Raw genomic sequence first — 25,423 nt, 5'->3', positions numbered from 1 at the left:
GATGAATGCTTCCGGCAGATTGACAAGTCCAACACCAACCGCATCGGATATTTCCATCAAAACCTATTCCGATATGCCGGCAACGGATGGGTTGTACCTTCGGCGGGATTTGATGTGGAAAACGATGAACTGCATATCTACGTCGAGATGAAGAACAAGCACAACACCATGAATTCCGCTTCATCTCAGAAAACATATATGAAAATGCAAGGGAAGCTGTTGGACGATGACGAAGCGACCTGTTACCTTGTCGAAATAATTTCCAAACGTTCCCGCGACGATGCCTGGAAAGTTTCACTCGATGGCAAACCACGTGAGCACAAAAAGATCCGTAGAATGTCAATTGACAAGTTCTATGCTCTTGTATTCGGCGTTGAAGACGCCTTCTTCAGATTGTGTGCTGCACTGCCCCGAATCATTGAGGATGTAGTCAATGACAACCCCGCTCTTGCTCTCAAAAACACCGTGTACGAAGAACTCACAAAAGAGCATGCCGACATTCTCGCCAGTCTGTACATTCTCGCATTCAAGACATATGAGGGATTTGACAAACTCAACAACAAATGACCCGGGATACTCATATATCACTGAATAATTTCGCCGACATTATGGGCGTTTCACGTGCCACCGTTGACAAATGGATTGCCAACGGCAAATGTGTAGCCCGTATTGACGAGCATAATCAGAAGTATCTGATCGTTTCAGAACTTTCTTCATTTCCAGAAATTTCAGCGATGCTTAACAATATCTGGGACGAGGAAAACGAGGTTGTGCCCCGCAGAACTTTCACATCAATCGAGCTATTCGCAGGGGGAGGGGGGCTTGCATTGGGCATGCACAAGGCCGGCTTCAAGCATTTGCTGCTTAATGAGTATGACAAGGATGCTTGCGCTACACTTCAAAAGAACATGCCGGACTGGAATGTGGTCAAGGGTGATATCCATGACATCGACTTCACTCCATATCATGGCAAGGTCGACTTACTGACCGGAGGTTTCCCTTGTCAGGCATTCTCTTATGCCGGTAAAAGGCTTGGATTTGAAGAAACCCGAGGCACTCTTTTCTTTGAATTGGCTCGTGCGGTCAAAGAAATACAGCCAAAAGTATTCATGGCCGAGAATGTGAAAGGATTGCTGGAACATGACAATGGACGCACTATCGAAACCATTAAATCTGTCATAGCTGAACTTGGCTACACCCTGATCGAGCCACGTGTACTCCGCGCCATTCAATATAATGTCCCACAAAAAAGAGAGCGACTTATTCTCATTGCAATTCGGTATGATATAGCTCCACATGTCAACTTCAAATGGCCATCGGTATGCGGTCAACTGCGCACTCTTCGTGACGCTTTTTTTCATGGTGATCTTTATGACTGCGACGTGCCTGAAAGCGAAGGACAAAAATATCCGGCGGCAAAAGAAAAAGTAATGAAACTTGTGCCGGAGGGAGGAGACTGGAGAGATCTGCCCGACGATATAGCTAAAGAATACATGAAGGGCAGCTATCATCTTGGAGGCGGCAAAACAGGGATGGCACGACGCCTCTCCATGGACGAAGCCAGCCTGACCCTTACCTGCGCTCCGGCTCAAAAACAGACCGAAAGGTGTCATCCTACAGAAACACGGCCATTAACCGTCCGTGAATATGCACGAATACAGACATTTCCCGACGACTGGGAGTTTTGTGGCTCTCTTTCTGCAAAATACAAACAGATCGGAAATGCTGTTCCAGTCAATTTATCCTGGGCTATCGGTCGTGCTGTCATGCGACTGTTCAATCAAATTGACATCATTATGCCTCAGAACTCAACAGAGGAGCCACATCAGTCATACCAGCCGGTCAGGAAATTGTACGGCATATTTGAAGGACTGGCTTGTGATCCGCCAGAACCCTATACAAATGATTAGATAAAATTTCATCGATCCTAAATGCAGCTATGGACCGCAGAATAAGCTTGCGCGGGTTTCATGTGCGGAGCGTGAGGTTTTTGGGATTTTTTTTGGAAGATTGGGGGTGATTGGAGGAATTTCACTACATTTGTGTTTTGCAAACCATCTCGCAACAGCGACTATTCCGATAATGAACATGACTTTCGCTCAACAGTGCAACAGGATATTCGATGAGACAGTGGCTCTCTACCATCTCACCGACGATGTGGATTTCAAGCCGCAGAATCCTTATTCCGCCAATGATCCGGCACACACTCTGTTTGCCAAAAACTGGATCGATGCCGTGCAGTGGCATCTGGAGGATATAATCCGTGATCCGGAGATCGATCCGGTGGAGGCTCTGGCTCTCAAACGCCGTATAGACCGATCCAATCAGGAGCGCACCGATATGGTGGAGGAGATCGACACGTATTTTCTTGAGAAATATGCCGGAGTGACACCGCTTCCCGACGCGTCGATCAACACCGAGAGCCCCGCATGGGCAATAGACCGGCTGTCGATCCTCGCTCTGAAAATATACCACATGAAGGCCGAAACGGAGCGCACCGACGCTTCGGAACAGCATCTGGCCAAGTGCCGTGCGAAGCTCGACGTGCTTCTCACCCAGCGCGAGGATCTGACGGCGGCCATAGACCGTCTGATCGACGATATTGCCGCCGGTCGGAAGTTCATGAAGGTCTACCGGCAGATGAAGATGTACAACGATCCGTCGACCAATCCGGTGCTCTATGCCGGCAAATAAAGCCGACCGCCATACCGTAGGCCGGTGCGTGCTGGCCGTGCGCTTCTCAGCGCTTGGCGATGTGGCGATGGCCGTCGGTCCGCTCTACGATGCGTGCAGGTCAAATCCCGACGTGCGCTTTGTGTTTCTGACCAAGGCTCCCACAGCACGTCTGCTGCTCGAAACTCCGCCCAATCTCACGGTGGTCGGAGCCGACATGAAGCACCAGTACAGCGGTACGGCCGGAATGATCAGGCTGCTCCGAGAGCTTCACCGCGAGCATGGTTTCACCGACATGGCCGATCTTCACGACGTGCTGCGGACCCGTCTGGCAGCCGTATTCTGCCACCTTCACGGCATCAGAGTGAGCCGTATCCGCAAGGGGCGCCGCGAGAAAGCGCGTCTGGTAGCCGACTTTTCGGAATATCCTGCACCACTCACCGCCACCGACCGACGCTACCGCGACGTGCTGGAGCGCCTCGGACTGAAGCTTTCGGGTGAGCCGGTCAGGTTTTTCAAGGGGGGTGCTGACCCGTCGGCATTCGCCGCCGCAAGCCCCGACAAAGCCGAAGGCGAGCGATGGATAGGGATAGCCCCGTTTGCAGCCCATCAGGCCAAGATCTACCCTGAGGAAAAGATGAAACGGGTGATCGCATCGCTGTCGGAAGATCCGTCGACAAGGATCTTCCTTTTCGGCGGAGGCGAGGAGGAGAAGCTGATTCTGGGTCGGTGGAGCGAGGAGTTTCCGCGAGTCACAAGCATGGCACGCGAGCGCTTCGGTTTCCGGACCGAAATGGCCGTGATGAGCCGGCTCGACGTCATGGTGGCCATGGATTCGGGCAATATGCAACTGGCCGCCCTTACAGGAGTGCCCACGGTGACGGTGTGGGGAGCGACCCACCCTTCAATGGGGTTCACGCCCTGCGGCTTCGATCCGTCGCTTGCCGTACAGACACCGATGGCGTGCCGCCCATGCTCGGTGTTCGGCAACCGGCCCTGCCGCACATCAGACTATCGCTGCATGACTTCGATAACCCCCGAAGAGATCATATCACGAGTAAGAGAAACAATCAGCAAGTAAGAGTATGTTTGATTTTTTACAAAATCCTCTTTGAGTGAACAGAAGTGAAATTCAAACATACTCTAAAAACCCTACAGCCAATTGGAAGAAGATTTCGACATACGCGCCGCCCGACAGGCGGCTTCCGACCGCGACGGCGATATCGAGAAAGCCCTGCGCCCATCGCAGTTTGAGGCTTTCGCCGGACAGGACGGCATAGTGGACAATCTGAAAGTGTTTGTGGCAGCCGCCCGTATGCGCGGCGAAGCTCTCGACCACCTGCTTCTGCACGGTCCTCCCGGGCTGGGCAAGACCACACTGTCGGCAATCATAGCCAACGAACTCGGCGTGGGCTTCAAGGTCACTTCCGGACCGGTGCTCGACAAACCGGGTGATCTGGCCGGCATACTAACCTCTCTGGAGGAAAACGACGTGCTGTTTATCGACGAGATCCATCGCCTGAGCCCCGTCGTCGAGGAGTATCTCTACTCCGCGATGGAGGATTACCGCATCGACATAATGATCGACAAGGGTCCCGGCGCGCGGTCGGTGCAACTCACCCTGTCGCCGTTCACCCTCATCGGCGCCACTACCCGAAGCGGCCTGCTGACCTCGCCGCTCCGCGCCCGCTTCGGCATCAACTGCCATCTGGAGTATTACGACCATCAGGTGTTGCAGCGTATCATACTTCGTTCGGCACGCCTGCTCGGAGTGGAGTGCACCCCCGAGGCCGCCGACGAAATAGCTCTGCGAAGCCGTGGCACGCCGCGCGTGGCCAACGCGCTGCTGCGACGGGTGCGCGATTTCGCCCAGGTGAAGGGCAACGGGCGCATCGATCCCGAAATAGCCCGCTACTCGCTTGAAGCACTCAACATCGACAAGCACGGCCTCGACGAGATCGACAACAAGATCCTCACCACGATAATCACAAAATTCAACGGCGGCCCTGTGGGTCTCGGCACCATCGCCACCGCCCTGGGTGAAGACGCCGGCACGATAGAGGAGGTCTACGAACCGTTCCTGATCAAGGAAGGATTCATCAACCGCACTCCGCGCGGCCGTGAAGTGACCGATCTTGCCTACCGGCATCTCGGCCACATACGCAACCGACGGCCAACCGACGAGCCGTCGCTATTCTGAACAACAACGCTAACACCCCTACAGCCTTGCCTTCACTAAAGTCGCTCGCAAAAGATACGGCCGTCTACGGCCTCAGCAGCATCATCGGCCGTTTTCTCAACTGGCTTCTGGTGCCGCTCTACACCATCACGTTCGCCGAGGCGCAATACGGCACCGTGAGCTTCATCTACGCATGGGTGGCGCTGACGCTCGCCCTGTTGATCTACGGCATGGAAACCGGTTTTTTCCGGTTTGCCAACCACGATCGCTATCCCGATCCGCATGTGGTCTACTCCACTACCATGACCTCGATAGCCTGCAGCTCGACTCTGTTCGTCATTCTGGTCATGGCCTCCATGCCGTGGCTGTCGGGCGCCATGCACTGCCCCGACCACCCCGAATATGTGGCCATGATGGCCGTCACCGTGGCAGTGGACGCGTTCACGTCCATACCATTCAGCTGGCTTCGCTACCGTCACCGCCCGATACGCTTCGCCACCGTGAAACTGATCGGCATCGGGATGAACATCGGGCTGAATCTGTTCTTCATACTCCTCTGCCCGGCTCTCTACCGCAGCTGGCCCGATGCCGTATCGGCGTTTTATTCACCCACCTTCGGCATAGGCTACATATTCCTCTCCAACCTGATAGCCACACTGGTCACACTGGTGATACTCATACCCGACTTCACCGGATTCAGGTGGCGGTTTGACCGCACTCTGTGGCGCGAGATGCTGTCGTATTCGGCTCCCCTGCTCGTGCTCGGACTCGCCGGCATCATGAACCAGAACCTCGACAAGATTCTTCTTCCGGCACTGATATCCGATCCGGCCGAAGGCATGAGGCAGCTCGGTATATACAGCGCCAACTACAAGATAGCGATCGTGATGGTGATGTTCACTCAGGCATTCCGCTTTGCCTACGAGCCTTTTATTTTCGCCCAGAACCGCACCGACAAAAACGATCCAGACAAATACCGTCCATTCAGAGTGGCGATGCTCTATTTCGTGATATTCTCTATGGTGATATTTCTCGGCGTGATGTTTTATCTCGACATACTCCGCTACTTCATAGGGCGCGAATACTTCTCCGGGCTTAAGGTTGTGCCGATAATAATGCTTGCCGAGTTTTTCTTCGGGGTATTCTTCAACCTCTCGCTCTGGTACAAGCTCACCGACCGCACCATATGGGGCACATATTTCTCGCTGACGGGCCTTGCGGTGACCCTGCTGATGAACTACCTTCTTGTGCCGTCGATCGGCTATATGGGGTGTGCCTGGGCCGCTCTGACATGCTACGGAGTGATGATGGTACTATCCTACGTCACCGGACGCATAAAACATCCAATCGGCTACCGGCTCGGCCCGCTGCTGACGTATTTCTTTCTCGCTCTCGCGCTCTACGGTTCGGCAGTCGTGCTGACCACCGGCAATCCTTGGATCGACTATACGCTGCGCACAGCCCTGTTGCTCGGCTACATCGCTTTCGCTGCCCGGCGCGAGAACTGCTTCGGACTGCGACGACACCGCGTCAAAACCGCCTGAACACACCTGAAAAATCCGTATTATGGCAAAATTTCAGATCGATATACTCGGATGCGGATCGGCCACTCCCTCGGTGCGCCACAATCCTTCGGGACAGATAATCAACTTCCGCGACAGGCTTATGATGGTTGACTGCGGCGAAGGCTCTCAACTGGCCATGAGGCGGATGGGCATAGGCTTCAACCGCCTGGAGCACATCTTCATCAGCCATCTTCACGGCGACCATTGCCTTGGACTACCGGGACTGCTGTCGACCATGGCTCTTCACGACAAGGGAGGCCGGATACGCCTGACGCTTCCGCAGGAAGGGCTCGACCGGATGCGCGACATCATCAGTTTCTTCTGCCCGGATTCACCCTTTGAGATCGAATATCAAGGCGTAGGAAACGAGCCCTGCATCGTGGCCGATGACCATGCCATGACCGTAGAGGCCTTTCAGCTCAAGCACCGCGTGCCGTGTCTGGGCTATATATTCAGGGAAAATCCCAAACCACGGCATCTGCGCGGCGACATGATCAAGTTTTTCGGCATTCCGATAGCCGACCTCCACGCCGTCAAACAGGGAGCCGACTGGACAGCGCCAGACGGACGTGTGATAGCCAACGAGCGTCTGACTACAGATCCCGAGCCGTCGGTCAGCTACGCTTACTGTTCGGACACGATGTTCTCGCCGGCAGTGGCCGAAGCCGTAAAGGGGGTCGACGTGATATATCACGAAGCCACCTACGACGACTCGCTTGCCGAACAGGCTCGCCGCCGCGGACACTCCACCGCCCGTGAAGCCGGCAAAATAGCACGCATGGCTGGAGCCAAACGCCTGATCATAGGGCATTATTCCAACCGATACACATCCACGGAACTGCTGCTGCGCCAGGCGCGCGAAGAGTTTGAAAACGTCACCGCAGCCGACGAAGGGATGAAAATAGATCTGTTATGAACAATACAACGGCAATCAACGACGACGAGCGCTATATGCGCATGGCTCTTGACGAAGCGCACCGCGCTCTCGAAGAGGACGAAGTGCCTATAGGCGCAGTGGTGATATGCAAAGGCACTGTAGTAGGGCGCGGCCATAATCTGACGGAGGCACTCTCGGATGTCACCGCCCACGCCGAGATGCAGGCCATAACCGCTGCCGCCCAGACTTTAGGCGGCAAATACCTGACCGACTGCACCCTATACGTCACAGTCGAACCGTGTGTGATGTGCGCCGGAGCGATCGGATGGAGTCAGCTGCCCAGGATCGTCTACGGCGCTTCCGATCCGAAGCGCGGCTACAGCCGGCTTGGCGGCAATCCTTTCCATCCCAAAGCCACTGTCAAGGCGGGAGTGCTCGCCGACGAGTGCAGCGCGCTCATGAAGGAGTTCTTTGCCGGAAAACGCTAATTCAGGCGCCGGCAGGCTGCACGATGACCGTCTGATCGGCTGTGACCTCAAGGCGTGTAGGCAGGCTCACCTGCAACGGCAGATTATGGTCGACATGCCCCACCGGCACACCGAACGCCACCGGATAGGAATAATCGGCCACCATAGAGCTGATCATCGCCTCCATGGATCGTCCGTCGACCTCCGGAGCGTAGTCGGTGAACGCACCCACAATAAGCCCTTTGATGCGCGACAGCGCTCCGCTCAGACGCAACTGGTAGAGTATGCGCTCCGTCTTGTAGACCGGCTCGGCGATGTCCTCAATGAAGAGGATAGTGTCGGGCAGAATGGTGTCAAACGGTGTCGCCACCAGATCGGCTATCACAGCGAGATTTCCGCCGACAAGCGGCGCCACGGCCGTGCCCTGACGGTTGAGCGGAGATGGTGGAATAGAATAGAGCTGCGGCTCGCCGGCCAGTATTTCAAACAACGCCTGCGCATCGTCGTCGCGCCCCTTCAGCGTGGTCAGATGCTTGGCCATGGGTGCATGGATTGAAACTATGCCGTGGCGGTGCATCAGAGCGTGAAGCGCGCTGATATCGCTGTAGCCTATGATCCACTTGGGATTTTCGCGCAGCGGAAGCCGGTCAAGATCCTCAAGCAGATGAACCGCGCCGTAACCGCCGCGCGAGCAAAGGATAGCCTTCACCGACGAATCGAGCAGCGCCTGCCGCAGATCGTCGAAACGCTCCTGAGGTGTGCCGCTGTAGGTGCGCCACCGGCCGAGAGCGTGCGGCGTGACAAACGGACGGTATCCGGCATCCTGCAACACCTGCATGGCCTTGTAGACAAACTCCGGCTTGATGATTCCGGCCGGCGAGAGTATGGCTATACGGTCGCCCGGACGCAGAGGTTCAGGCACTATCAGAGGGCGGTCACTTTCCATAATATTCTCCATAATCAGCTTACCAAAACGTTGATACCGGCCTCACGTATGTGCGAGGCGATGCGTTCAAGCTCATCGCGCTCCACTTTTACGAGCGCCTGTTCGGGCGTGCGGCGGTCAATGGAATACAGCATCACCTCCCTCGGACGTATCGTGCGATAGGCCTCGACAAGCGCCTCGATCTCGTTGTCGACGGTATTGTCGACCGTGCGGCCTTCGTGGCTTCCGCGCAGTATCATGGTCTGGACGATGCACTGCGGAGCGAACGACGCTATCTGACCGATGACCTGCTCCGAGGTGAAATCGGGCGATCCCGGACGGTCTATGAGCCTCATGGTTTCAGTTACGGCACTGTCAAGTTTAAGAATATTGTTGTCGACACGCCTGAGCGCCCTGTCCACCCCCGGATCGGCAAGGCGCGTGGCATTGCTCAGCACACTGATCTTCACTTCAGGGAAATAACGATCGCGGAGAGCTATGGTATCGTCGATCACGCCCTCGAATTCGGGATGTATGGTCGGCTCGCCATTGCCCGAAAAAGTTATGACATCGAGTTTTTCGCCGGCAGCTTTCATGGCACTCAGGCGTGCTTCGAGCTGCGCGGCCACGTCGGCTCTCGCAGGCAATCCGCTACGGCCAGGTCCCTGGGCGTTGAATCCGGCCTCGCAGTAAAGACAGTCGAACGTGCATGTCTTGCCGTCGACAGGCGACAGATTCACTCCAAGCGACGTTCCGAGACGCCGACTGTGAATCGGTCCGAATATAGTTTCATGAAACAATACCGTCTGCATTGCTGTGTCTTGTTTTCAATTGATTATTTTACAGCTACAAGCTGATTGAACAGTTCGATATACGACCGGGCTACGGACGTGGAAGAGAAACGCCTTCGGACGCTCTCGTGTAGCGCCTGGCGGTCGACATTCTGATCCAGCGCCCACAGAATACCCTTGGCGAGGTCGCGCGTGTCGGCATATCGGGCAATATATCCGTCGGAGAGATGTGTGACAATATCGGCCTGTCCGCCTCGACCGAATGTGACCGGCAGACATCCTGATGCCTGTCCCTCGATAAGCGTGCCCGGAAGAGTTTCGTAGAGAGAGCTGCTGAGCACCACTTTAGAGCGAGCGTAGAGATCGCGCAGCAGGTTAGGATCATTGATGCGTCCGACATGAAAGTGCGGAAACCGGAGATTATGAAGAGCGGCCGACGATCGCAGGTCGCCGAAAAACACTGCAACGGTGCGCTGCGCCACTTTGGGATGATTGTCGAAGATATAATTGAGTGCGTCGACAGCCATAGGAAGTCCCTTGATATGGTCGTCGAGGCGCGCCGCACCCATGAGTATTATGTCATGATCGAGATCGCCCTGCAGCACCGTCAGTTCGCCACGCGGCCGGATGACAAACGAATCGACAGGAAAAGCGTTTGGAATCACCCTTACATCACGCTTCGCCAGCAGCGAGCTTTCGGCACAGCGGTCGGCCAGCCATCGGCTCACGGCCACGAATGTCAGTGGGACAGCATCGTAAAGTTTCATTTTCCGTTCCCACACATGGCGCGACAGATCGTTGTCGCGGCGGCTGTGAAGCAGCGGACACCGGCCGCACGACTCCGTGTAGCGGGTACAGCCGAGCGAATGGTGACAGATTCCTGTCAGACACCACATGTCGTGCATGACCCAGACCACAGGCTTGCCAAGACGCCCGAGAGCTTCTATATCGTCAAGCGAGAGAAGCCCCTGATTGATCCATCCAAGAAGTATGACGTCGGCTTCCCTGATCCATGGGTCGCGGCTCAGGTTGAATCCGGTGTCGGCAGTCGATACCTTGAACAGATCATCGCGGCGGAATCCGTTTGCGGCCATGATGCGCACGCGCTCCCATGCGAAGCGCACTCCGCGCGTTCCCGCAGTTCCAACCTGCCTGACCGAAGCATCGTCGGTCAGCCGGTTGTAGACCGACATACGCGCGTCGACCCCCTCGGCCTTCAGCGCTTTCATAAGCCGGTAGGTGACCACCGATGCGCCTCCGAGCATGTCGCTGTGGCTGATCATCGCTACTTTCAATGGCCGTGACCCGGCGGGCAAAGACTCGTGGTATGTCATTTTTTATGAGCGGATTTATGGTCGGATTCGTCAAGTATCTTACGGTCGACATGCACAATGCTTATGGCTGGCAACTGCAGACGCGCGCAGAGATATTCCCTGAACTTCTGCTCCGTGGGCTGATTCATCGGCGATGAGAAACGCACCAGAGCCACATTGACAGTGTCAAGTCTCATCGAGTCGACCGAACTGAACACCGGCTCGGCAATGGCTATATCCTCCACCTGCGGGAATAGCACCTTGAGTTCGGGCGAAATCAGACGCCCTGCACTACGCGCCGATCCGGCCTCTCTGACGAGCATCCGCAGCGAATCGATCTGTTGCTGCTGGGAGCTTATGGTGGCCTGTGTGATCTTGAAAATGTCGGATGCAGCCGCAGTCGCATCGGGAGCGGCCACGGCGTCGCCCTGCACGATCATTAGCCTTGTGCCGCCCAGGCCGTAGTAGCTCAGTCGTGAACTCAAAGCCATATTGAGCGAGTCCTCAGGAAGAACTTTGCCGATCAGGGCGATCTTGATATATCGCTCACCATTGCTGACGTAGGCATCCGAACTCAACACTTGAGTGGAAGGAAACCGGCACTCCTCTGTCACAAAACGCTGGGAATTGACCTGAAACTTATTCTGTCTGAACATATTGTAGGTGAGCCATATACTCGGAAGCATGGTAAGGATGGCCAGCGTGTAGACTATTCTCATCACCCGATGGGCACGATCGGCATCGACCGTGGCCACGGGCTTGTATTTGAAAAGCTTCACTCCGATATAGGTGGCAAACGCAATGTATATGGAGTTGATTATGAACAGATAGCTCGCTCCAAGAAAATAATGGAACTGCAGAGTGGCCAGTCCGTAACCGGCAGTGCAAAGCGGTGGCATAAGCGCCGTGGCGATGGCCACACCAGGGATGACATTGCCTTTGGACTGGCTTCCGAGTCCGATGATGCCCGCTCCGCCACCGAAAAATCCGATCAATACATCGTAGATGGTGGGTGAAGTGCGTGCGAGAAGCTCACTGTGCCCCTCGTTGACAGGCGAAATCATGAAATAGATGGTAGAGGCGAGCACGGAGAAGCCGGCCGCCATCACGAGATTTCGAAGACATCGCTTTATAAGCTCGAAATCGTGCACTCCTATGCCCAGTCCGATGCCGATGATCGGTCCCATAAGAGGGGATATGAGCATGGCTCCGATAATGACGGCTGTGGAATTGGTGTTGAGTCCGAGCGAAGCGATCAGTATCGCCACGATGAGTATCAGTATATTGGTACCTCGAAAAGTGACACCCTCGCGTATCACAGCCTCCGCTTCGGCCTGCGGCACCAGATCTGACAGTGTGAAATAGCTGACAAAGAACTGACTGATTCTGTTTACAAAATTATTGTTCATGAAATCAAAACACTAAGACCCTGTCGGGAAATCTTCATTACAATCGTTTTCAAAATCCACATGTGTGGGTTTTGATTAATTCCGCGTTAAAGTTACTACATTTTTTTATTGCGCACCAATATGCCAGACAAATCAATCAAAAAAGAGCTCAATCCGCCGCATCATCGGATCAGCCATCAAATGCCGATCGGGCGGAACAATCACTGTCCCGCCCGATCGAAGGCTTACGTTATATTTTTGTGTAGAGTAAAGAAATCACATAATCTTTCTTACCTGATTAACCGATGCAAAATTAGACAATAACACACAATACGGAAATACCACAAAACAATGATTTTTTCAACGTGTCCACGGTATCGGGGGCACTCCACAGGCTTTTTAAGGACAAAACAGACACACAAGCCTACCTGAAATCAAGTAGCAGACGCCATAATCTCTACCCTACATCAACAACTCATACCATGGAGGAAAGGGGAGGAAGACGTCAAATCAATCGGAGTTTTCGGAAGAATCAGAACTCCAGAAGTAATCGGGGATAGCAGACCCGGGAATCGCACCTCATCCGACAGGGAATAGATGACATGCCGCGGGAGAAGAGGGTGAGTTGGTGGAGAGGGGATAATGCAGGATAATGCGGAAATGGGGTTTTATGGAAAATTATGAAACAGGATGACGGATAATACAAAGCTAACCATTATCTTTGCATACCAACTGAAATGGTAACATGACAGATGCAGGCTGAAGCGAAGCCGGCAGAGAGAGGCCTGGGAGCAAGCTGACAGCCAGAGATCCCGCATGATAAAAACAACAGTATAACCATCTTAAAAATTCTGATTACACGTGAACCTTAAAACTATTATCACGGCAGCCGTCCTTGCAACAATGGGTGGCGCCACGGTAGCAGCGTCGAGCGTCGAGGGGGAAACCCCGCAGCAACAGGCCAAGCGCATGGACTGGTTTTCGAAAGCGAAACTCGGTATTTTTATCCACTGGGGGCCGTACTCGACCGGACGCACATCCGAGAGCTGGGCTTTCCACAACGGCCACGTCACGCTTGAGGATTACATGAAACAGGCCGATGAATTCACCGCCGCCAATTATGATCCCGAATACTGGGCGCAGCTGATCAAGGATAGCGGCGCACGCTACACCGTCATCACGACGAAGCATCACGACGGCTTCGCTCTCTGGGACACAAAAGCGGGCGATGTGAGCGCCGTGAAATCGTCGCCGGCACGCCGCGATGTTCTCGGCCCGTTTGCCGATGCGGTGCGCAAGCAGGGGCTCAAGCTCGGATTCTACTACTCACTCATCGACTGGCCGCGTGAGGACTATACCGACATATACCGCGCCGGACCAAAAAAATATGAGATCAAGGATGACCCGAAACGGTGGCAGCATTTCCTTGATTTCAACGACGCGCAGATGAAGGAACTGGCTACGAAATGGAATCCGGATCTGTGGTGGTTTGACGGCGACTGGGAACACTCGGCCGAAGAGTGGAAATCGCCGCAGATCGTGGCCAAGCTCCACTCCTACAATCCCGACGTGATAGTAAACTCGCGCATTCAGGGCTACGGCGACTATATGACACCCGAGCTGGGAGTGCCTGTGGGACGTCCGGAGTCGAAATGGTGGGAAACCTGCATGACCATAAATGACTCATGGGGCTACCGCACGGAGGATCACAACTACAAGAGCAGCTCAACGCTGCTGAGAATGCTCGTGGACTGCATAAGCCTCGGAGGCAATCTTCTGCTCGACATCGGCCCGAAAGCCGACGGCACGATCCCCGAAGAGGAGGTGAAGGTGCTCAAGGATCTCGGCCGCTGGACAAAAAAGCATGCCGAGGCCATCTACGACACCCGCGCAGGCATTCCGGCCGGACATGTACACGCCTATACATCGCTCAACCAGGCTGGCGACATACTCTATCTCTATCTGCCCTACCGCCCGAATGAATCGGTGGAGGTGAAGGGTCTGAAGAGCCGCGTGAAGAAGGTGAGAGTGGTAGGCACGGACAAGGAACTGTCGTGGAACCAGTATAACGACATTTCATGGAGCCAGGTGCCGGGCGTTTACTACATAAATGTTCCCGACGAAGTGCTCGACCCCGAGATAACTGTTCTGGCTCTTGAACTTGAAGAGCCGGTGAAGCTATACACCGGCGAGGGTCAGGTGATGACGTTCAATGACAATGAGGCTGCTCCGGTGTCGACAGCCAATGAAGCCGAATAACCGTCAGAAGCCGTAGGGCTTCATCAGACGATAACAGACCGACAGCGTAGCCGGGTATAAGCCCAAGCTACGCTGTCGGTGTCTTTTGCATACGATCGCGAGTGATCGGTCGGGAGAGGCTATGTGTGCTGCAGTCGGTTTCGTGCGGTCAGATACCGGTTGCAGATTATTCCGCCCACAATAAGTATCAGCCCGATGTAGGTAGACGGCATTATCGTTTCGCCTACAAAGAGAGCCACGAAAAAGAGCGACAGAAATGGCGCGAGGTAGCAGAGCTGATTGACGAGCGCGGGGTTGTCGGGGGTGCGCAGTGCTATGCCGAAGCATATAAACGGCAGTCCCATCTCGAATATGCCTATGTAGCATCCGGCAAGGAGGCCGTCGGATGCTATCGGTCCGAGCGGACGGAGCAACGACATGGCAGCGAGATAGATCGTTCCGAAAAAGAATGTCAGGAAGAGTGAGGTCGTTTCGCTGACGGACGATTTGAGACTGTCGTTGACAATCCAGTAGAGCGCCCACAGCAATGCGGATGCAAATGCAAGAGCAATCCCCGTGAGTGATATTGCTCCATCCACACCTCCGCCGAGAGATATAAGCGCTACTCCTGCAAGCGATACGGCCATCGCGGCATATCCTGACGCTGACACCGGCCGACGGTCGATCACCGCAATAAGCACAGAGAGGATGATAGGCCACGTGTAATTGATCGGCTGAGCAATCTGTGCGGGAAGATGATCATAGGCCTCAAAAAGCACGAAATAATAGCTCACAGGGGCTATCAGACCAAGCAGAGCGAACTTCAGCCACATCTTTGCGGAGAGACGGCTCAATTCGCCCCACGAACGGCTGAGCGTCATCCACACGGCGTGAACCACGAAAGCAGAGAAAACCGACACCGATATCATCTCCCGCACTCCCATGGAGGCAAGTGCGATCTTGAAAGCAGTGGCCACCGTCGACCAGCTCAACACTGTGACGGCGGCCAATACTATGGCACGTGATGATGCTTTCATTGCATATCCAGAGTAAGCGGTCAGCGGAGTGCTTCAACCTCCTCGGTGGTCAGCGGTATCTTCTTGCCGAGCCGACGCGATCCGGTAGCTGTGATTAGATAGTCCTCCTCGTTGCGGATTCCTCCGAAACCGCGCCATTTTTCGAGCTCGCCGTAATTGATAAACTCCTTGAAGCGTCCTTCGCCCTTCCACAGATCGATCAGTTCGGGTATGAAGTAGACTCCCGGCTCAATAGTGAGGACGAATCCCTCCTCAAGCTCGCGTCCGAGACGCAGCGACTTGCGTCCGAACTGAGTGCTTTTTGGCTTGCCTCCGTAGCCGACGAATTCTTCACCGAGATTCTCCATATCATGGACATCAAGCCCCATCATGTGGCCGAGTCCACACTGGAAGAACATCGCGTGGGCACCTGCGGCAACAGCTTCGGCAGGATCTCCATTAAGTATGCCGAGGTCACGCATTCCGGCGCATATCACTTCGGAAGCGCGTTCGTAGACTTTGACAAAAGGCACTCCCGGACGAAGCATCTCCACCGCTGCCAGATGAGATGCCACCTGAATGTCATATACGGCCTTCTGACGCGATGTGAAGATCTTTCCGGCACATACGGTAGAAGACATATCGCCCGCATAGCCCGACGGACGTTCGGCTCCGGCATCGATAAGCACCATATCTCCCTCGTTGATGCGATTGCCGTGGTAATGGTTGTGGAGTGTCTGGCCGTTGATGGTGCAGATTGTGGGGAACGACAGGCTGCAATTGGCTGATGCCGCCACCTGCTCTATGATTGCCGCCACTTCATATTCGTACATTCCCGGGCGGATGGCCTTTGTGGCGGCTATATGCATGTCGGACGTGACATCGCAGGCCTTCTCAATCTCGGCTATTTCTTCGGGCTGCTTGTGATTGCGCATATCGACTACGGCACGGATGAATTCGGCCGAAGGCTTTTCCTCTCCCGGCATGATGCCGAGCAGACGCCAGAGCTTAAGCCGGTGTTCGGCACGGTAGACCGGCAGATACCGGACCTGAAGAGAGCGGTCGAGCCAGCTTCTGAGATCGGCCGACGGACGCACATTGTCGACTCCGACGAGATGTGCTTTTTCGTGGAGAGTGGGCTGAGTTCCCATCCACACGATATGGTCGATGGTAAGTTCGTCGCCGAATATGATTTCCTGATCGTTGTCGATATCGATCACTGCCGCAAGGCCGTCGTAGGGCAATCCGAAATAGTAGAGAAACGTGGAGTCCTGACGGAATGGATATGTGTTGTCGGCATAATTGCATCCACACTCATCATTGCCGAGAAACAGCAGTGTGCCTGAACCTACACGCTTCTTCAGTTCGGCGCGACGTCTTACATAGATATCTTTCTCAAACATAACACTTTAAGTTTTATGTAAATTATTAGTTACTTATATTCAGCTGTTTATGTTGACATTTTCATAATTTTCCCCATCAGCATCACCTTCAGGATGAAAGGCATTGTAGACTATAGAAGCTTTCGACGGGCCTATGACCGATGCAAGATCGTCGAGATCGGCTTCGCGCACACGCTTGAGGCTTTTGAAATGCGTCAGCAGAGCCTGACGTGTCTTCTCGCCTATGCCCTTTATCGAATCGAGAGCCGACACTGTCTGCGAACGGCTGCGACGGTTGCGGTGATGGGTTATGCCAAAGCGGTGGGCCTCGTCGCGCAGATGCTGCACGACCCTGAGCGATTCAGAATTTTTGTCGATATAAAGCGGCACGCTGTCGCCTGGAAAATAGATTTCCTCAAGACGCTTGGCGATGCCTACGACAGCGATGGTGCCACGCAGTCCCATCTCGTCGAGAGCCTCAACGGCCGAACTGAGCTGCCCCTTGCCGCCGTCGACGACGATCAGCTGCGGCAGCCCCTGCCCCTCGTTGACAAGACGTGTGTAGCGACGTGTGAGCACCTCCTTCATGGAAGCGAAATCGTCGGGTCCTTCCACGGTCTTGATGTTAAAGTGACGATAGTCTTTTTTGGACGGTTTGCCGTCACGGAACACCACGCACGACGCTACAGGATTTGTGCCCTGTATGTTGGAATTATCGAAACACTCGATATGCCTTGGAAGTTCCGACAGACGGAAATCGGCTTTCATGCGTTCGAGCAGCCGGTCGGTGCGCTGCTCCGGATCGTTGCGCTCCATGTGTTTCAGCATATCGATCTTGTGTTGTCGCGCATTGCGTTCCGACACCTCAAGAATCTTGCTCTTGTCGCCTCTCTGCGGCACGATGAATGTCACTCCCGGCATATCCACGTCGGGCATTTCGGGCACTATTACCTCATCATAGACAGCTCCAAGCTCACGCTCCACCTCGGCCATGGCATAGGATAGCAGCTGAGCCACGGTTTCGTCCATCGAGCGGCGATACTGAAGGGTTACGCTACGAACCACGGCTCCGCGATGCATGTGCATATAATTGACAAACACCTCGTCGCCGCCATCGTCCCACACTCCGAACACGTCGACATCACCGATCGTCTGGCTGACGATGACACTCTTGGCGCAGTAACGCTCCACCAGCTGATACCGCTCCTTGACAGTCTGTGCCTCCTCGAAGCGCAATTGCAATGAAAGCTCCTCCATCTCCTTCCTGAGATGATCGAGCAGCTCCGACATGTCGCCGCGCAATATATCCTTGACACGCTCTATATGTCGCCGGTAGGCGACTTCATCGACATGTCCCGTGCAGGGTCCGCAGCAGCGCTTGATATGATAGTCGAGGCATAGCCGGTATTTGCCCGAGGCGACCCCTTCGGGAGTAATTACTCCCCTGCATGACCGCAACGGATAAAGCTCCCGTATGAGATCAAGCACCGCTCTTGCAGATCCGGTGTCGGTGTAGGGTCCGTAGTATTTCGATCCGTCCCTGATGCGCTGACGCGTCATGAACACCCGTGGAAAAAACTCGTTGGTGACTACAATCCATGGGTATGATTTGTCGTCCTTAAGGAGCACGTTGTAGCGCGGCTTGTACTCCTTGATCATGGAGTTTTCGAGATTGAGCGCATCCTGTTCGGTGGGCACAACGATATATTTCATATCGGCGATAGCTCTGACGAGGAGATTGGTGCGGAGCGAATCGTGAGTGCGGTTGAAATATGACGACACCCGCCTTTTGAGGTTTTTGGCCTTGCCTATATATATGACCGTACCCTCGGCGTCGTAGTACATATATACGCCGGGGGTAGACGGCAGGATGGATATTTTCTCCTCCAGTTCGTGTGATTTTCTATGCTTTGGCAAAAAGAGTGCGGTTTATGTGTGTGGCTTATGATGTATATGGCCTGTGAAAGGATCAGTATGTGATCAGCGCCGTGGTTTCAGCTTCGGCCGGAAGTTTGGCTCTTCCTCCGAGATCGGACAGTTCCACAATAGCATTGATATAGATTTTCCGGGGATTAAAGCGTCTTACGAGTTCGTAGACAGCTGCCATCGTGCCGCCGGTAGCCAGCACATCGTCGTGGATCACGACAACGTCATCGGGCGTGATCGCATCGCTGTGTATCTCGATGGTGTCTTTGCCATACTCCTTATCATAGGATGTCGATATGACTTCGCTGGGCAGTTTACCCGGCTTGCGTGCGGGCACGAATCCGGCTCCAAGCTCGAAGGCAAGGATCGAACCGCAGATGAACCCTCTCGACTCGATACCGACCACTTTAGTAACTCCCTTGTCGCGATATATCTGCGAAAGATTCCATCCGAGGATATGTATGGCCTTCGGATCCTTGAAAGCGGTGGTGAGGTCACGGAATATGACTCCCTTCTGGGGGAAGTCGATTACATCACGGATTTTGGTCTTAACGTATTCCATATAAGTATTTGATAATAATTGACTAACTAACGTTCCACGTGAAACAATCATCTACCGAGCAAGAGCAGAAGTATATTGATGTCGCTCGGCGAAACGCCGGGTATTCTCGACGCCTGTCCGACGGTAGAAGGATCTATTCGCTTTAGTTTCTGACGCGCCTCTGTCGACAATGAACTTACGGCATCATAGTCGATGCGTCCCTGAAGCTTCACCTCGTCAAGCCTTCGGAGCTTCTCGGCAATCTGTCGCTCGCGGTCGATATATCCTCCGTATTTGAGCAATATTTCAGCAGCTTCAACTATCTCATCACGACGCTCAGCCTCTATATGCCCTTCAATATAATCGGCAAGCGCAGGCAATACTCCCGCGAGAACAGCCACCGTCAGACGCGGCCGAAGAATAAGGTCGACAAGCTTCACTCCCTGACGGAGCGGAGTGTCGCCAAGCTCTTCGAGCAATGCATTCACCTCGGAAGGCCTGACACTGAACGACGAAACAAAACCAATGAAGGCATCGCGCTGCCCGCGCTTTGACTCCATCAGCCCGTAACGTTCGGGACTGACAAGTCCTATCTCATATCCGCGCGGTGTAAGCCGCATATCGGCATCGTCCTGGCGGAGTAATATGCGGTATTCGGCTCTCGAGGTGAACATACGGTAAGGCTCGTCCACTCCTTTTGTCACCAGATCGTCGATCAGCACTCCTATATATGCCTCATCGCGGGCAAGGGTAAAATCCGAGAGCCCGTGAGCCTTGCGGTGAGCGTTGATACCGGCTATCAGACCCTGCCCTGCCGCCTCCTCATATCCGGTAGTGCCGTTGACCTGCCCGGCGAGGAATAGTGAATCAATGACACGGCTTTCGAGCGTATGACTAAGCTGAGTCGGATCGAAGAAATCGTATTCGATTGCATAACCCGGACGATATATCTGTACGTCGGCAAAAGCGGGAATTGTCTTCAGTGCCTCCAACTGAATATCCATGGGCAAAGATGAAGAGAAGCCGTTGAGATAGTATTCATTGCCATCCTCCGACTCCGGCTCTATGAAAAGCTGATGCTCTGTTTTGTCCGCAAAGGTGACGATTTTCGTCTCGATACTCGGGCAGTAACGCGGTCCGATGCTCTTGATCTGACCATTATATAGCGGCGAATCCGGCAATCCGCGGCGCAGTATATCGTGGGTAGCAGCGTTGGTATATACCAGATGACATGGAAGCTGCCTGAGGCAACGACGCGACGAAGGCAGGTATGAAAAACGATGCAGATCATCATCATCGCCGTCCTGCCTGACGGTCTTCGACCAGTCGACGCTACGTCCGTCGATACGCACAGGAGTGCCAGTCTTCATGCGATCGGTGCGTATTCCGGCCTCGCGCAATTGCTCTGTCAACCCGATGGATGCCGGCTCGGATATACGTCCGCCCTCAAACTGACAACGACCGATATGCATCAGTCCGTTGAGAAACGTTCCGGCCGTGATCACGACAGTGCGAGCTGAAAAACGCGCTCCGTGGAGAGTCTCTACACCTCTGACAGCACCATTCTCGATGATCAGACGTGATACGCTGTCGCTCCATAGATATAGACCGGGAGTGGACTCAAGCACTTTACGCCAAGCGGCAGAGAACTTCATGCGATCGGACTGCACACGCGGACTCCACATCGCAGGACCTTTGGAACGGTTGAGCATACGGAATTGCAGCGCAGTAGCGTCGGAAATAATGCCCATATGTCCGCCAAGAGCATCTATTTCCCTGACAATCTGCCCCTTTGCTATGCCACCCACAGCCGGATTGCAGCTCATCTGCGCCATCTTGTCCATATCCATGGTAATCAACAGCGTCGACGATCCGAGGCGCGCCGAAGCAGAGGCAGCCTCACATCCTGCATGACCGGCACCTACCACTATAACATCATACTCAGAGATCATAGTCCAATCATTTCAAGTGACTCGTCCTCGTATCGCTCCATTATCTCGCGTTCGCCGGGACCCTTGTCGTCGATTCCACAGAGATGTAGAATACCATGTATTATCACACGCATCAGCTCGCGCCGGTAAGGTTGCACGAACTGATCGGCATTGGATCTTACCGTATCAAGCGATATGACTATATCGCCAGATATGATATGGCTGTCGGAATAATCGAACGTGATGATGTCGGTATAGTAATCATGATCGAGAAACTGTCGGTTGACCTCCAGAATCTTTTCGTCGGTGCAGAAAAGATAGCCGATCTGCCCTACTCCCCTGTCCTGCCTTGACGCCACATCGGCTATCCACTTTTCGACAGCGGCAAAATCAAGCTCAGGCATGTCTATGCCCTGGCTGTTCCATGAAATCTGTTTCATAACTATCACAAAAGTAGTCAAAAACAGAAAAAATAGCAATATCCCAAAGTAATCAATTTTTCCGGCTAAAAAAATAAACAAGAAAAAAGAATAATAATACCTTACAAATCAGTATTTTGATTAAATTTTAACGAATTTAGAATCAAAAAATCAGGCTAACAAAGAGAATCATACGGAAATTTACGACTCTCAAAACCGTAAAAATACGACCAGCACAATCCTCGCGCTAAAAAAGTGTCGTCAACACGACTCGAGCTGACCGCCGTCCGTTCTTCCAACACGCGACAGACGACGCTGCAAAACCAGAGCAGCGACGACAACCATAACTCCGGTGATGATCCATGTGATGGGATATATCATCATCAGCACCTCGAAAGTGTGGTGGAAACGCACTACACTGCCAACCCACACCAGACGCAACACACACGTGCCGAATATCGTCAGCACCATCGGAGTCACCGACCGGCCGAAACCACGCATATATGATCCGGCCACCTCATAGCTGCTTGCCAGACACTGATACACCAGTACAGTGTGGAATCGCATCATGGCATATCGCGCAACATTCGGATCGGACGTGAAAACTCCTATACAGAATTTCTCCTGCCAGACTATAATAATATTTGCGAGAGCACACAGCCCGACGCTCATCATCATGCAGATCACCCCCACCCTGCGGCAACGGTCGAGGCGACCCGCACCGTAGTTCTGCCCTGTAAACGCAATGGCGGCCGCATTGAAGCCAACCACTATATAATAGCAGTAGGCTTCGTAGGTCAGAGCTGTGGCAGAACCGGCCACTGCATCAGATCCAAAACTGTTGATTGACGATTGAATGAATATATTCGAAATCGAAAACACCATTCCCTGAAGTCCGGCGGGTATGCCTATCTGAAGCATCTTACGGAAATCGGCCGACGAAAAATCGTGGCGACGCAGGCTAAGACGCAGCGTCACAGGATCAGGCTCACGCATCAGAAAGAATACTATTATCATGGCATTGACCGCAACGGATATCACAGTGGCCCATGCCACTCCATCGACCCCCATCCCCAAAAGAGCAACAAACACCCAGTCGAGCACCATGTTGCACATTGTAGCCACGAGAAGCGAATAAAACGGCAGCCGAGTGTCGCCTATCGAACGCATTATGGCCGACCCGAAATTGTAGATCATCGAAAACGGCATGCCGTAGAAATATATTCGGAGATACCGGGTGGCAAGATCTATGACATCGGGTGGCGTGGATATGGCTTCAAGTATCGGACGCGCCAATAAAGAACCAAGCACGAGAAGAATAGCTCCCGACAGAAGCGCAACAACGGCCACAGTCGACACCGAACGTCGTACGGCCTGATTGTGTTTCTGCCCAAGATAATTGGCAATGACAACATTGGCACCGACGGCAATGCCTAAAAAAAGATTGACAAGAATGCTGATGATCGGGCCATTGCTACCCACAGCAGCAATGGCCTGGCTGGTTGAATAGCGGCCTATGACGGCGACATCGACAGCATTGAACGACTGCTGGAGAATGCCGCTCGCTATGATCGGCAGAGTGAACACCATTATTTTTCCGGCCAAAGGTCCGTTGATCATATCGACCTTTCCGGCATTCTTTACATTTACCGACATCCCTGATACGATTTTCCGATGCAAAAATACAACATTATTCAATAGGAAGATTGTTATAAAACAGGATATGGACAATACAAAACAAAACACAAACAGCACAACGTCAGTATCAGCGATGGGTCGACAGCTGTCGGCACACCCGCGCTACTACACGTTTCTGGTAGGATATCTGGTGTGTCTGAGCGCTCTCGGCTCGTTTGTCAACGACATGTACTCCCCTGCTCTGCCGGCAATGGTGAAATTCTTCCACTGCTCTGTTCCCACAGGACAGATGGGTCTTACGATGGGAATGACAGGGCTTGGACTCGGACAGATTATACTTGGCCCGGTGAGCGATCACTATGGCCGGCGTCCGGTGCTCATGGTGTCACTGTCGCTTTTCATAGTGTCGGCTATAGTGAGTGTATTCTCTCCGACTATACACACATTCAATCTTTGCCGACTTTTTCAAGGAATGGGAGCATCGGGCGGATACTTTCTGGCCCGCACCATACCTGCCGATGTATATTCCGGGCGGCCTCTGGCCAGACTCATGGCTCTTATCGGAGCCATCAACGGCATAGCGCCGGCATCGGCTCCGGTGATAGGCGGAGTGACAGCCGACCAATGGGGTTGGAAGGGAGTATTTGTGGTTCTCGCCGTTTTCGCCGCCATCATTCTCGCACTGTCGCCTGGACTGAAAGAATCGCTCGCCGAGTCAAAGCGATCCTCTGGATCCATACTCCGGTCATTCGGAGGCTACCGTCATCTTTTAGGCAACTACCGGTTCATGGTTCATGTATGTTTCAAAGGCGCAGCTCTGGGACTGTTGTTCGCCTATATATCGTCGGCGCCGTTCATATTGCAGACCCACTATGGCCTGTCGCAGACATCCTATGGTTTCGTTATAGGTTTCAACTCGCTGTTTGTAGTGAGCGGATCAATGCTTGCCCTTCGGTTTCACCCTCTGAAAAAAGCAGCCGTCACCGGAGCCGGATTGCTCGCCGCAGGTGTAGCTGCTCAAGCCATTGCTCTATGGCACGTTCACAGCCTTTGGCTTTTCGAAGCATGCATGTGTGTGAGTCTGCTCGGCCTCGGCCTCATATTCTCTACCACAAACACACTTGCCATGAACGAAGGGAGGCAACATGCCGGAGAGGCATCGGCAGTGCTGGGAGTAGCGGGTTATGCAGTAGGCGCGGTGGTGTCGCCTCTTGTAGGCATGGGCGATATACTTCACTCCACAGCAATAGTTTTTGTTGCTCTTACCGTGATTACAGGCGTATTCGCACTGCTCACACGCCACATAGCCCCTGACCTAGACACATAATACGCTGAGCCTACACAATGTTTAACTACTTCGGTAATTTTTACCGAATCATTGTATAAAATAGGCAATTACAGATATCACCTTCATTTAGAATTATATCACCTTTTTGATATTTCTTAGGCTGAATAATATCTGCAAAAAGGCAAATATTCTCCAACTTAAGTTTGCGATTAGGGCATGTTTCAGCTATAATCTGTTTTGCAATGTCAAATTGAATACTCATAGGCTAAAGTTATTTATATCCAACATTTTGTTTTAATTTTGGGTTCAAGTCTATACTTTTTTGTGGAATAGGAAAAACTGTGGTATACCCATTTTTCTCATCAGCCAGTTGGACTCGCTGATCGTATGATTTATGATAAACTCCAAAACGCACCATATCCTGTCGTCGCCAGCCTTCCCATACTAACTCCAACAAACGCTCTTTCAATATGTTCTCAAGCGTAGCTTCTCGATATGGCATACCAACACGACCTCGGACTTCGTTCAACTCCAACGAGCCATCCTCACCATTACGTACCTTTGCCTCGGACTTCATCAGGAGAGCATCGGCATAGCGGAATAGCACGATGTCGTTATCCGGTTGTCTACCGTCGGAATGTGAGGTCCTATCAACCTCATATTTTGCCATACGAGCACCAGCTGTCTTGACATAGGAGCTTCCCGTAAGATTCAACTTTAGCTCCAATGGGAAATACTCCAACTGCTGTCCATTGTCCATCATTACAGGCTTTCCATCAACCTCTACGATGCCGGCATAGAAGTTCTTTTCAAAGCGAGCATCTACATCATCTGTGCCGTATCCGTTGGCTAAGACTGTTGAAATA

Annotated in this window: 22 protein-coding genes; 10 read left to right on the top strand and 12 right to left on the bottom strand. The window is 53.2% G+C overall.

The window, feature by feature from the left end; translation table 11 throughout:
• From C5O24_RS03015 to C5O24_RS02980, 8 genes are all read left to right on the top strand, one after another.
• Window positions 1-567, top strand: a 567-nt coding sequence (locus C5O24_RS03015; RefSeq protein WP_107681427.1) for an Eco47II family restriction endonuclease, incomplete at its 5' end; no start/stop codon positions are given.
• Window positions 564-1,910 (top strand): DNA cytosine methyltransferase, encoded by a 1,347-nt coding sequence (locus tag C5O24_RS03010; RefSeq protein WP_107035354.1) that lies wholly within the window; start codon window positions 564-566, stop codon window positions 1,908-1,910. The genes C5O24_RS03015 and C5O24_RS03010, both read left to right, overlap by 4 nt.
• 178 nt (window positions 1,911-2,088) lie before the next feature.
• On the top strand, window positions 2,089-2,694 hold the full coding sequence (locus C5O24_RS03005; protein WP_107035435.1) for a DUF4254 domain-containing protein: 606 nt from the start codon (window positions 2,089-2,091) through the stop codon (window positions 2,692-2,694).
• A complete protein-coding gene (locus tag C5O24_RS03000) occupies window positions 2,681-3,754 on the top strand; it encodes a glycosyltransferase family 9 protein (protein ID WP_107681426.1) in 1,074 nt (357 codons plus the stop codon). Before C5O24_RS03005 ends, C5O24_RS03000 begins: the two co-directional genes overlap by 14 nt.
• Before the next feature lie 81 nt (window positions 3,755-3,835).
• Window positions 3,836-4,873: a Holliday junction branch migration DNA helicase RuvB gene (gene ruvB / locus C5O24_RS02995; protein ID WP_107035356.1), complete on the top strand. Its 1,038-nt coding sequence runs from the start codon at window positions 3,836-3,838 to the stop codon at window positions 4,871-4,873.
• Between the two features lie 26 nt (window positions 4,874-4,899).
• Entirely contained in the window at window positions 4,900-6,396 is a 1,497-nt protein-coding gene (locus C5O24_RS02990; RefSeq protein WP_107035357.1) for a lipopolysaccharide biosynthesis protein, read from the top strand.
• Window positions 6,397-6,418: 22 nt separating this feature from the next.
• Window positions 6,419-7,333 (top strand): ribonuclease Z, encoded by a 915-nt coding sequence (locus tag C5O24_RS02985; protein WP_107035358.1) that lies wholly within the window; start codon window positions 6,419-6,421, stop codon window positions 7,331-7,333.
• A complete protein-coding gene (locus tag C5O24_RS02980; RefSeq protein ID WP_107035359.1) occupies window positions 7,330-7,782 on the top strand; it encodes a nucleoside deaminase in 453 nt (150 codons plus the stop codon). The genes C5O24_RS02985 and C5O24_RS02980 overlap by 4 nt, the downstream gene beginning before the upstream one ends.
• A gap of 1 nt (window position 7,783) precedes the next feature.
• Here the strand turns inward: C5O24_RS02980 and C5O24_RS02975 are convergent, their stop codons facing one another.
• The 4 genes from C5O24_RS02975 to C5O24_RS02960 are packed head-to-tail and all read right to left on the bottom strand — an operon-like array spanning window position 7,784 to window position 12,199.
• Window positions 7,784-8,707, bottom strand: a complete 924-nt coding sequence (locus C5O24_RS02975; protein ID WP_161553776.1) for a S66 peptidase family protein — start codon at window positions 8,705-8,707, stop codon at window positions 7,784-7,786.
• 14 nt (window positions 8,708-8,721) lie between these two features.
• A complete protein-coding gene (locus C5O24_RS02970; RefSeq protein WP_107035361.1) occupies window positions 8,722-9,498 on the bottom strand; it encodes a radical SAM protein in 777 nt (258 codons plus the stop codon).
• 23 nt (window positions 9,499-9,521) lie between these two features.
• The gene (locus C5O24_RS02965) at window positions 9,522-10,811 is read right to left on the bottom strand and encodes a glycosyltransferase (protein ID WP_107035362.1); all 1,290 of its coding nucleotides are present in this window, start codon (window positions 10,809-10,811) and stop codon (window positions 9,522-9,524) included.
• Window positions 10,808-12,199, bottom strand: a complete 1,392-nt coding sequence (locus tag C5O24_RS02960; RefSeq protein ID WP_107681425.1) for a DUF389 domain-containing protein — start codon at window positions 12,197-12,199, stop codon at window positions 10,808-10,810. Before C5O24_RS02960 ends, C5O24_RS02965 begins: the two co-directional genes overlap by 4 nt.
• Window positions 12,200-13,081: 882 nt before the next feature.
• Here C5O24_RS02960 and C5O24_RS02955 point away from each other — a divergent pair.
• Complete coding sequence (locus C5O24_RS02955) at window positions 13,082-14,437, top strand: alpha-L-fucosidase (protein ID WP_107035364.1); 1,356 nt, start codon at window positions 13,082-13,084, stop codon at window positions 14,435-14,437.
• 119 nt (window positions 14,438-14,556) lie between these two features.
• On the opposite strand, the gene C5O24_RS02950 is transcribed toward C5O24_RS02955, so the two are convergent.
• From C5O24_RS02950 to C5O24_RS02920, 7 genes are all read right to left on the bottom strand, one after another.
• Window positions 14,557-15,453, bottom strand: coding sequence for a DMT family transporter (locus C5O24_RS02950; RefSeq protein ID WP_107681424.1), 897 nt, complete (start codon window positions 15,451-15,453; stop codon window positions 14,557-14,559).
• A 20-nt stretch (window positions 15,454-15,473) separates the two neighbouring features.
• Window positions 15,474-16,835 (bottom strand): aminopeptidase P family protein, encoded by a 1,362-nt coding sequence (locus C5O24_RS02945; protein ID WP_107035366.1) that lies wholly within the window; start codon window positions 16,833-16,835, stop codon window positions 15,474-15,476.
• Between the two features lie 39 nt (window positions 16,836-16,874).
• The gene (gene uvrC / locus C5O24_RS02940) at window positions 16,875-18,731 is read right to left on the bottom strand and encodes an excinuclease ABC subunit UvrC (RefSeq protein ID WP_107035367.1); all 1,857 of its coding nucleotides are present in this window, start codon (window positions 18,729-18,731) and stop codon (window positions 16,875-16,877) included.
• A gap of 52 nt (window positions 18,732-18,783) precedes the next feature.
• Window positions 18,784-19,353: an adenine phosphoribosyltransferase gene (locus tag C5O24_RS02935; RefSeq protein WP_370585858.1), complete on the bottom strand. Its 570-nt coding sequence runs from the start codon at window positions 19,351-19,353 to the stop codon at window positions 18,784-18,786.
• Entirely contained in the window at window positions 19,350-21,233 is a 1,884-nt protein-coding gene (gene mnmG, locus C5O24_RS02930) for a tRNA uridine-5-carboxymethylaminomethyl(34) synthesis enzyme MnmG (RefSeq protein WP_107035369.1), read from the bottom strand. Before mnmG ends, C5O24_RS02935 begins: the two co-directional genes overlap by 4 nt.
• Window positions 21,230-21,652, bottom strand: a complete 423-nt coding sequence (gene ybeY, locus C5O24_RS02925) for an rRNA maturation RNase YbeY (RefSeq protein ID WP_107681423.1) — start codon at window positions 21,650-21,652, stop codon at window positions 21,230-21,232. Before ybeY ends, mnmG begins: the two co-directional genes overlap by 4 nt.
• A gap of 240 nt (window positions 21,653-21,892) precedes the next feature.
• Window positions 21,893-23,287: an MATE family efflux transporter gene (locus C5O24_RS02920; RefSeq protein ID WP_107035371.1), complete on the bottom strand. Its 1,395-nt coding sequence runs from the start codon at window positions 23,285-23,287 to the stop codon at window positions 21,893-21,895.
• 115 nt (window positions 23,288-23,402) lie between these two features.
• Here C5O24_RS02920 and C5O24_RS02915 point away from each other — a divergent pair, with 115 nt between their 5' ends.
• Window positions 23,403-24,596: a multidrug effflux MFS transporter gene (locus tag C5O24_RS02915; RefSeq protein WP_161553775.1), complete on the top strand. Its 1,194-nt coding sequence runs from the start codon at window positions 23,403-23,405 to the stop codon at window positions 24,594-24,596.
• 232 nt (window positions 24,597-24,828) lie between these two features.
• Here the strand turns inward: C5O24_RS02915 and C5O24_RS02905 are convergent.
• On the bottom strand, window positions 24,829-25,423 hold a 595-nt coding region (locus tag C5O24_RS02905; protein WP_133165443.1), incomplete at its 5' end, for a RagB/SusD family nutrient uptake outer membrane protein.

Source organism: Paramuribaculum intestinale (assembly GCF_003024925.1).
Classification (GTDB): domain Bacteria; phylum Bacteroidota; class Bacteroidia; order Bacteroidales; family Muribaculaceae; genus Paramuribaculum; species Paramuribaculum intestinale.
This window is presented reverse-complemented; position numbering and strand designations above follow the sequence as displayed.

What these genes read in the sequence shown, in the direction of transcription:
- C5O24_RS03010 (WP_107035354.1), top strand. Translation starts at nt 564, where the DNA reads ATGACCCGGGATACTCATATATCACTGAATAATTTCGCCGACATTATG.
- C5O24_RS03005 (WP_107035435.1), top strand. Translation starts at nt 2,089, where the DNA reads ATGACTTTCGCTCAACAGTGCAACAGGATATTCGATGAGACAGTGGCT.
- C5O24_RS03000 (WP_107681426.1), top strand. Translation starts at nt 2,681, where the DNA reads ATGCCGGCAAATAAAGCCGACCGCCATACCGTAGGCCGGTGCGTGCTG.
- C5O24_RS02985 (WP_107035358.1), top strand. Translation starts at nt 6,419, where the DNA reads ATGGCAAAATTTCAGATCGATATACTCGGATGCGGATCGGCCACTCCC.
- C5O24_RS02980 (WP_107035359.1), top strand. Translation starts at nt 7,330, where the DNA reads ATGAACAATACAACGGCAATCAACGACGACGAGCGCTATATGCGCATG.
- C5O24_RS02975 (WP_161553776.1), bottom strand. Translation starts at nt 8,707, where the DNA reads ATGGAAAGTGACCGCCCTCTGATAGTGCCTGAACCTCTGCGTCCGGGC.
- C5O24_RS02970 (WP_107035361.1), bottom strand. Translation starts at nt 9,498, where the DNA reads ATGCAGACGGTATTGTTTCATGAAACTATATTCGGACCGATTCACAGT.
- C5O24_RS02965 (WP_107035362.1), bottom strand. Translation starts at nt 10,811, where the DNA reads ATGACATACCACGAGTCTTTGCCCGCCGGGTCACGGCCATTGAAAGTA.
- C5O24_RS02960 (WP_107681425.1), bottom strand. Translation starts at nt 12,199, where the DNA reads ATGAACAATAATTTTGTAAACAGAATCAGTCAGTTCTTTGTCAGCTAT.
- C5O24_RS02955 (WP_107035364.1), top strand. Translation starts at nt 13,082, where the DNA reads ATGGGTGGCGCCACGGTAGCAGCGTCGAGCGTCGAGGGGGAAACCCCG.
- C5O24_RS02950 (WP_107681424.1), bottom strand. Translation starts at nt 15,453, where the DNA reads ATGAAAGCATCATCACGTGCCATAGTATTGGCCGCCGTCACAGTGTTG.
- C5O24_RS02945 (WP_107035366.1), bottom strand. Translation starts at nt 16,835, where the DNA reads ATGTTTGAGAAAGATATCTATGTAAGACGTCGCGCCGAACTGAAGAAG.
- C5O24_RS02935 (WP_370585858.1), bottom strand. Translation starts at nt 19,353, where the DNA reads ATGATTGTTTCACGTGGAACGTTAGTTAGTCAATTATTATCAAATACT.
- mnmG (WP_107035369.1), bottom strand. Translation starts at nt 21,233, where the DNA reads ATGATCTCTGAGTATGATGTTATAGTGGTAGGTGCCGGTCATGCAGGA.
- ybeY (WP_107681423.1), bottom strand. Translation starts at nt 21,652, where the DNA reads ATGAAACAGATTTCATGGAACAGCCAGGGCATAGACATGCCTGAGCTT.
- C5O24_RS02920 (WP_107035371.1), bottom strand. Translation starts at nt 23,287, where the DNA reads ATGTCGGTAAATGTAAAGAATGCCGGAAAGGTCGATATGATCAACGGA.
- C5O24_RS02915 (WP_161553775.1), top strand. Translation starts at nt 23,403, where the DNA reads ATGGGTCGACAGCTGTCGGCACACCCGCGCTACTACACGTTTCTGGTA.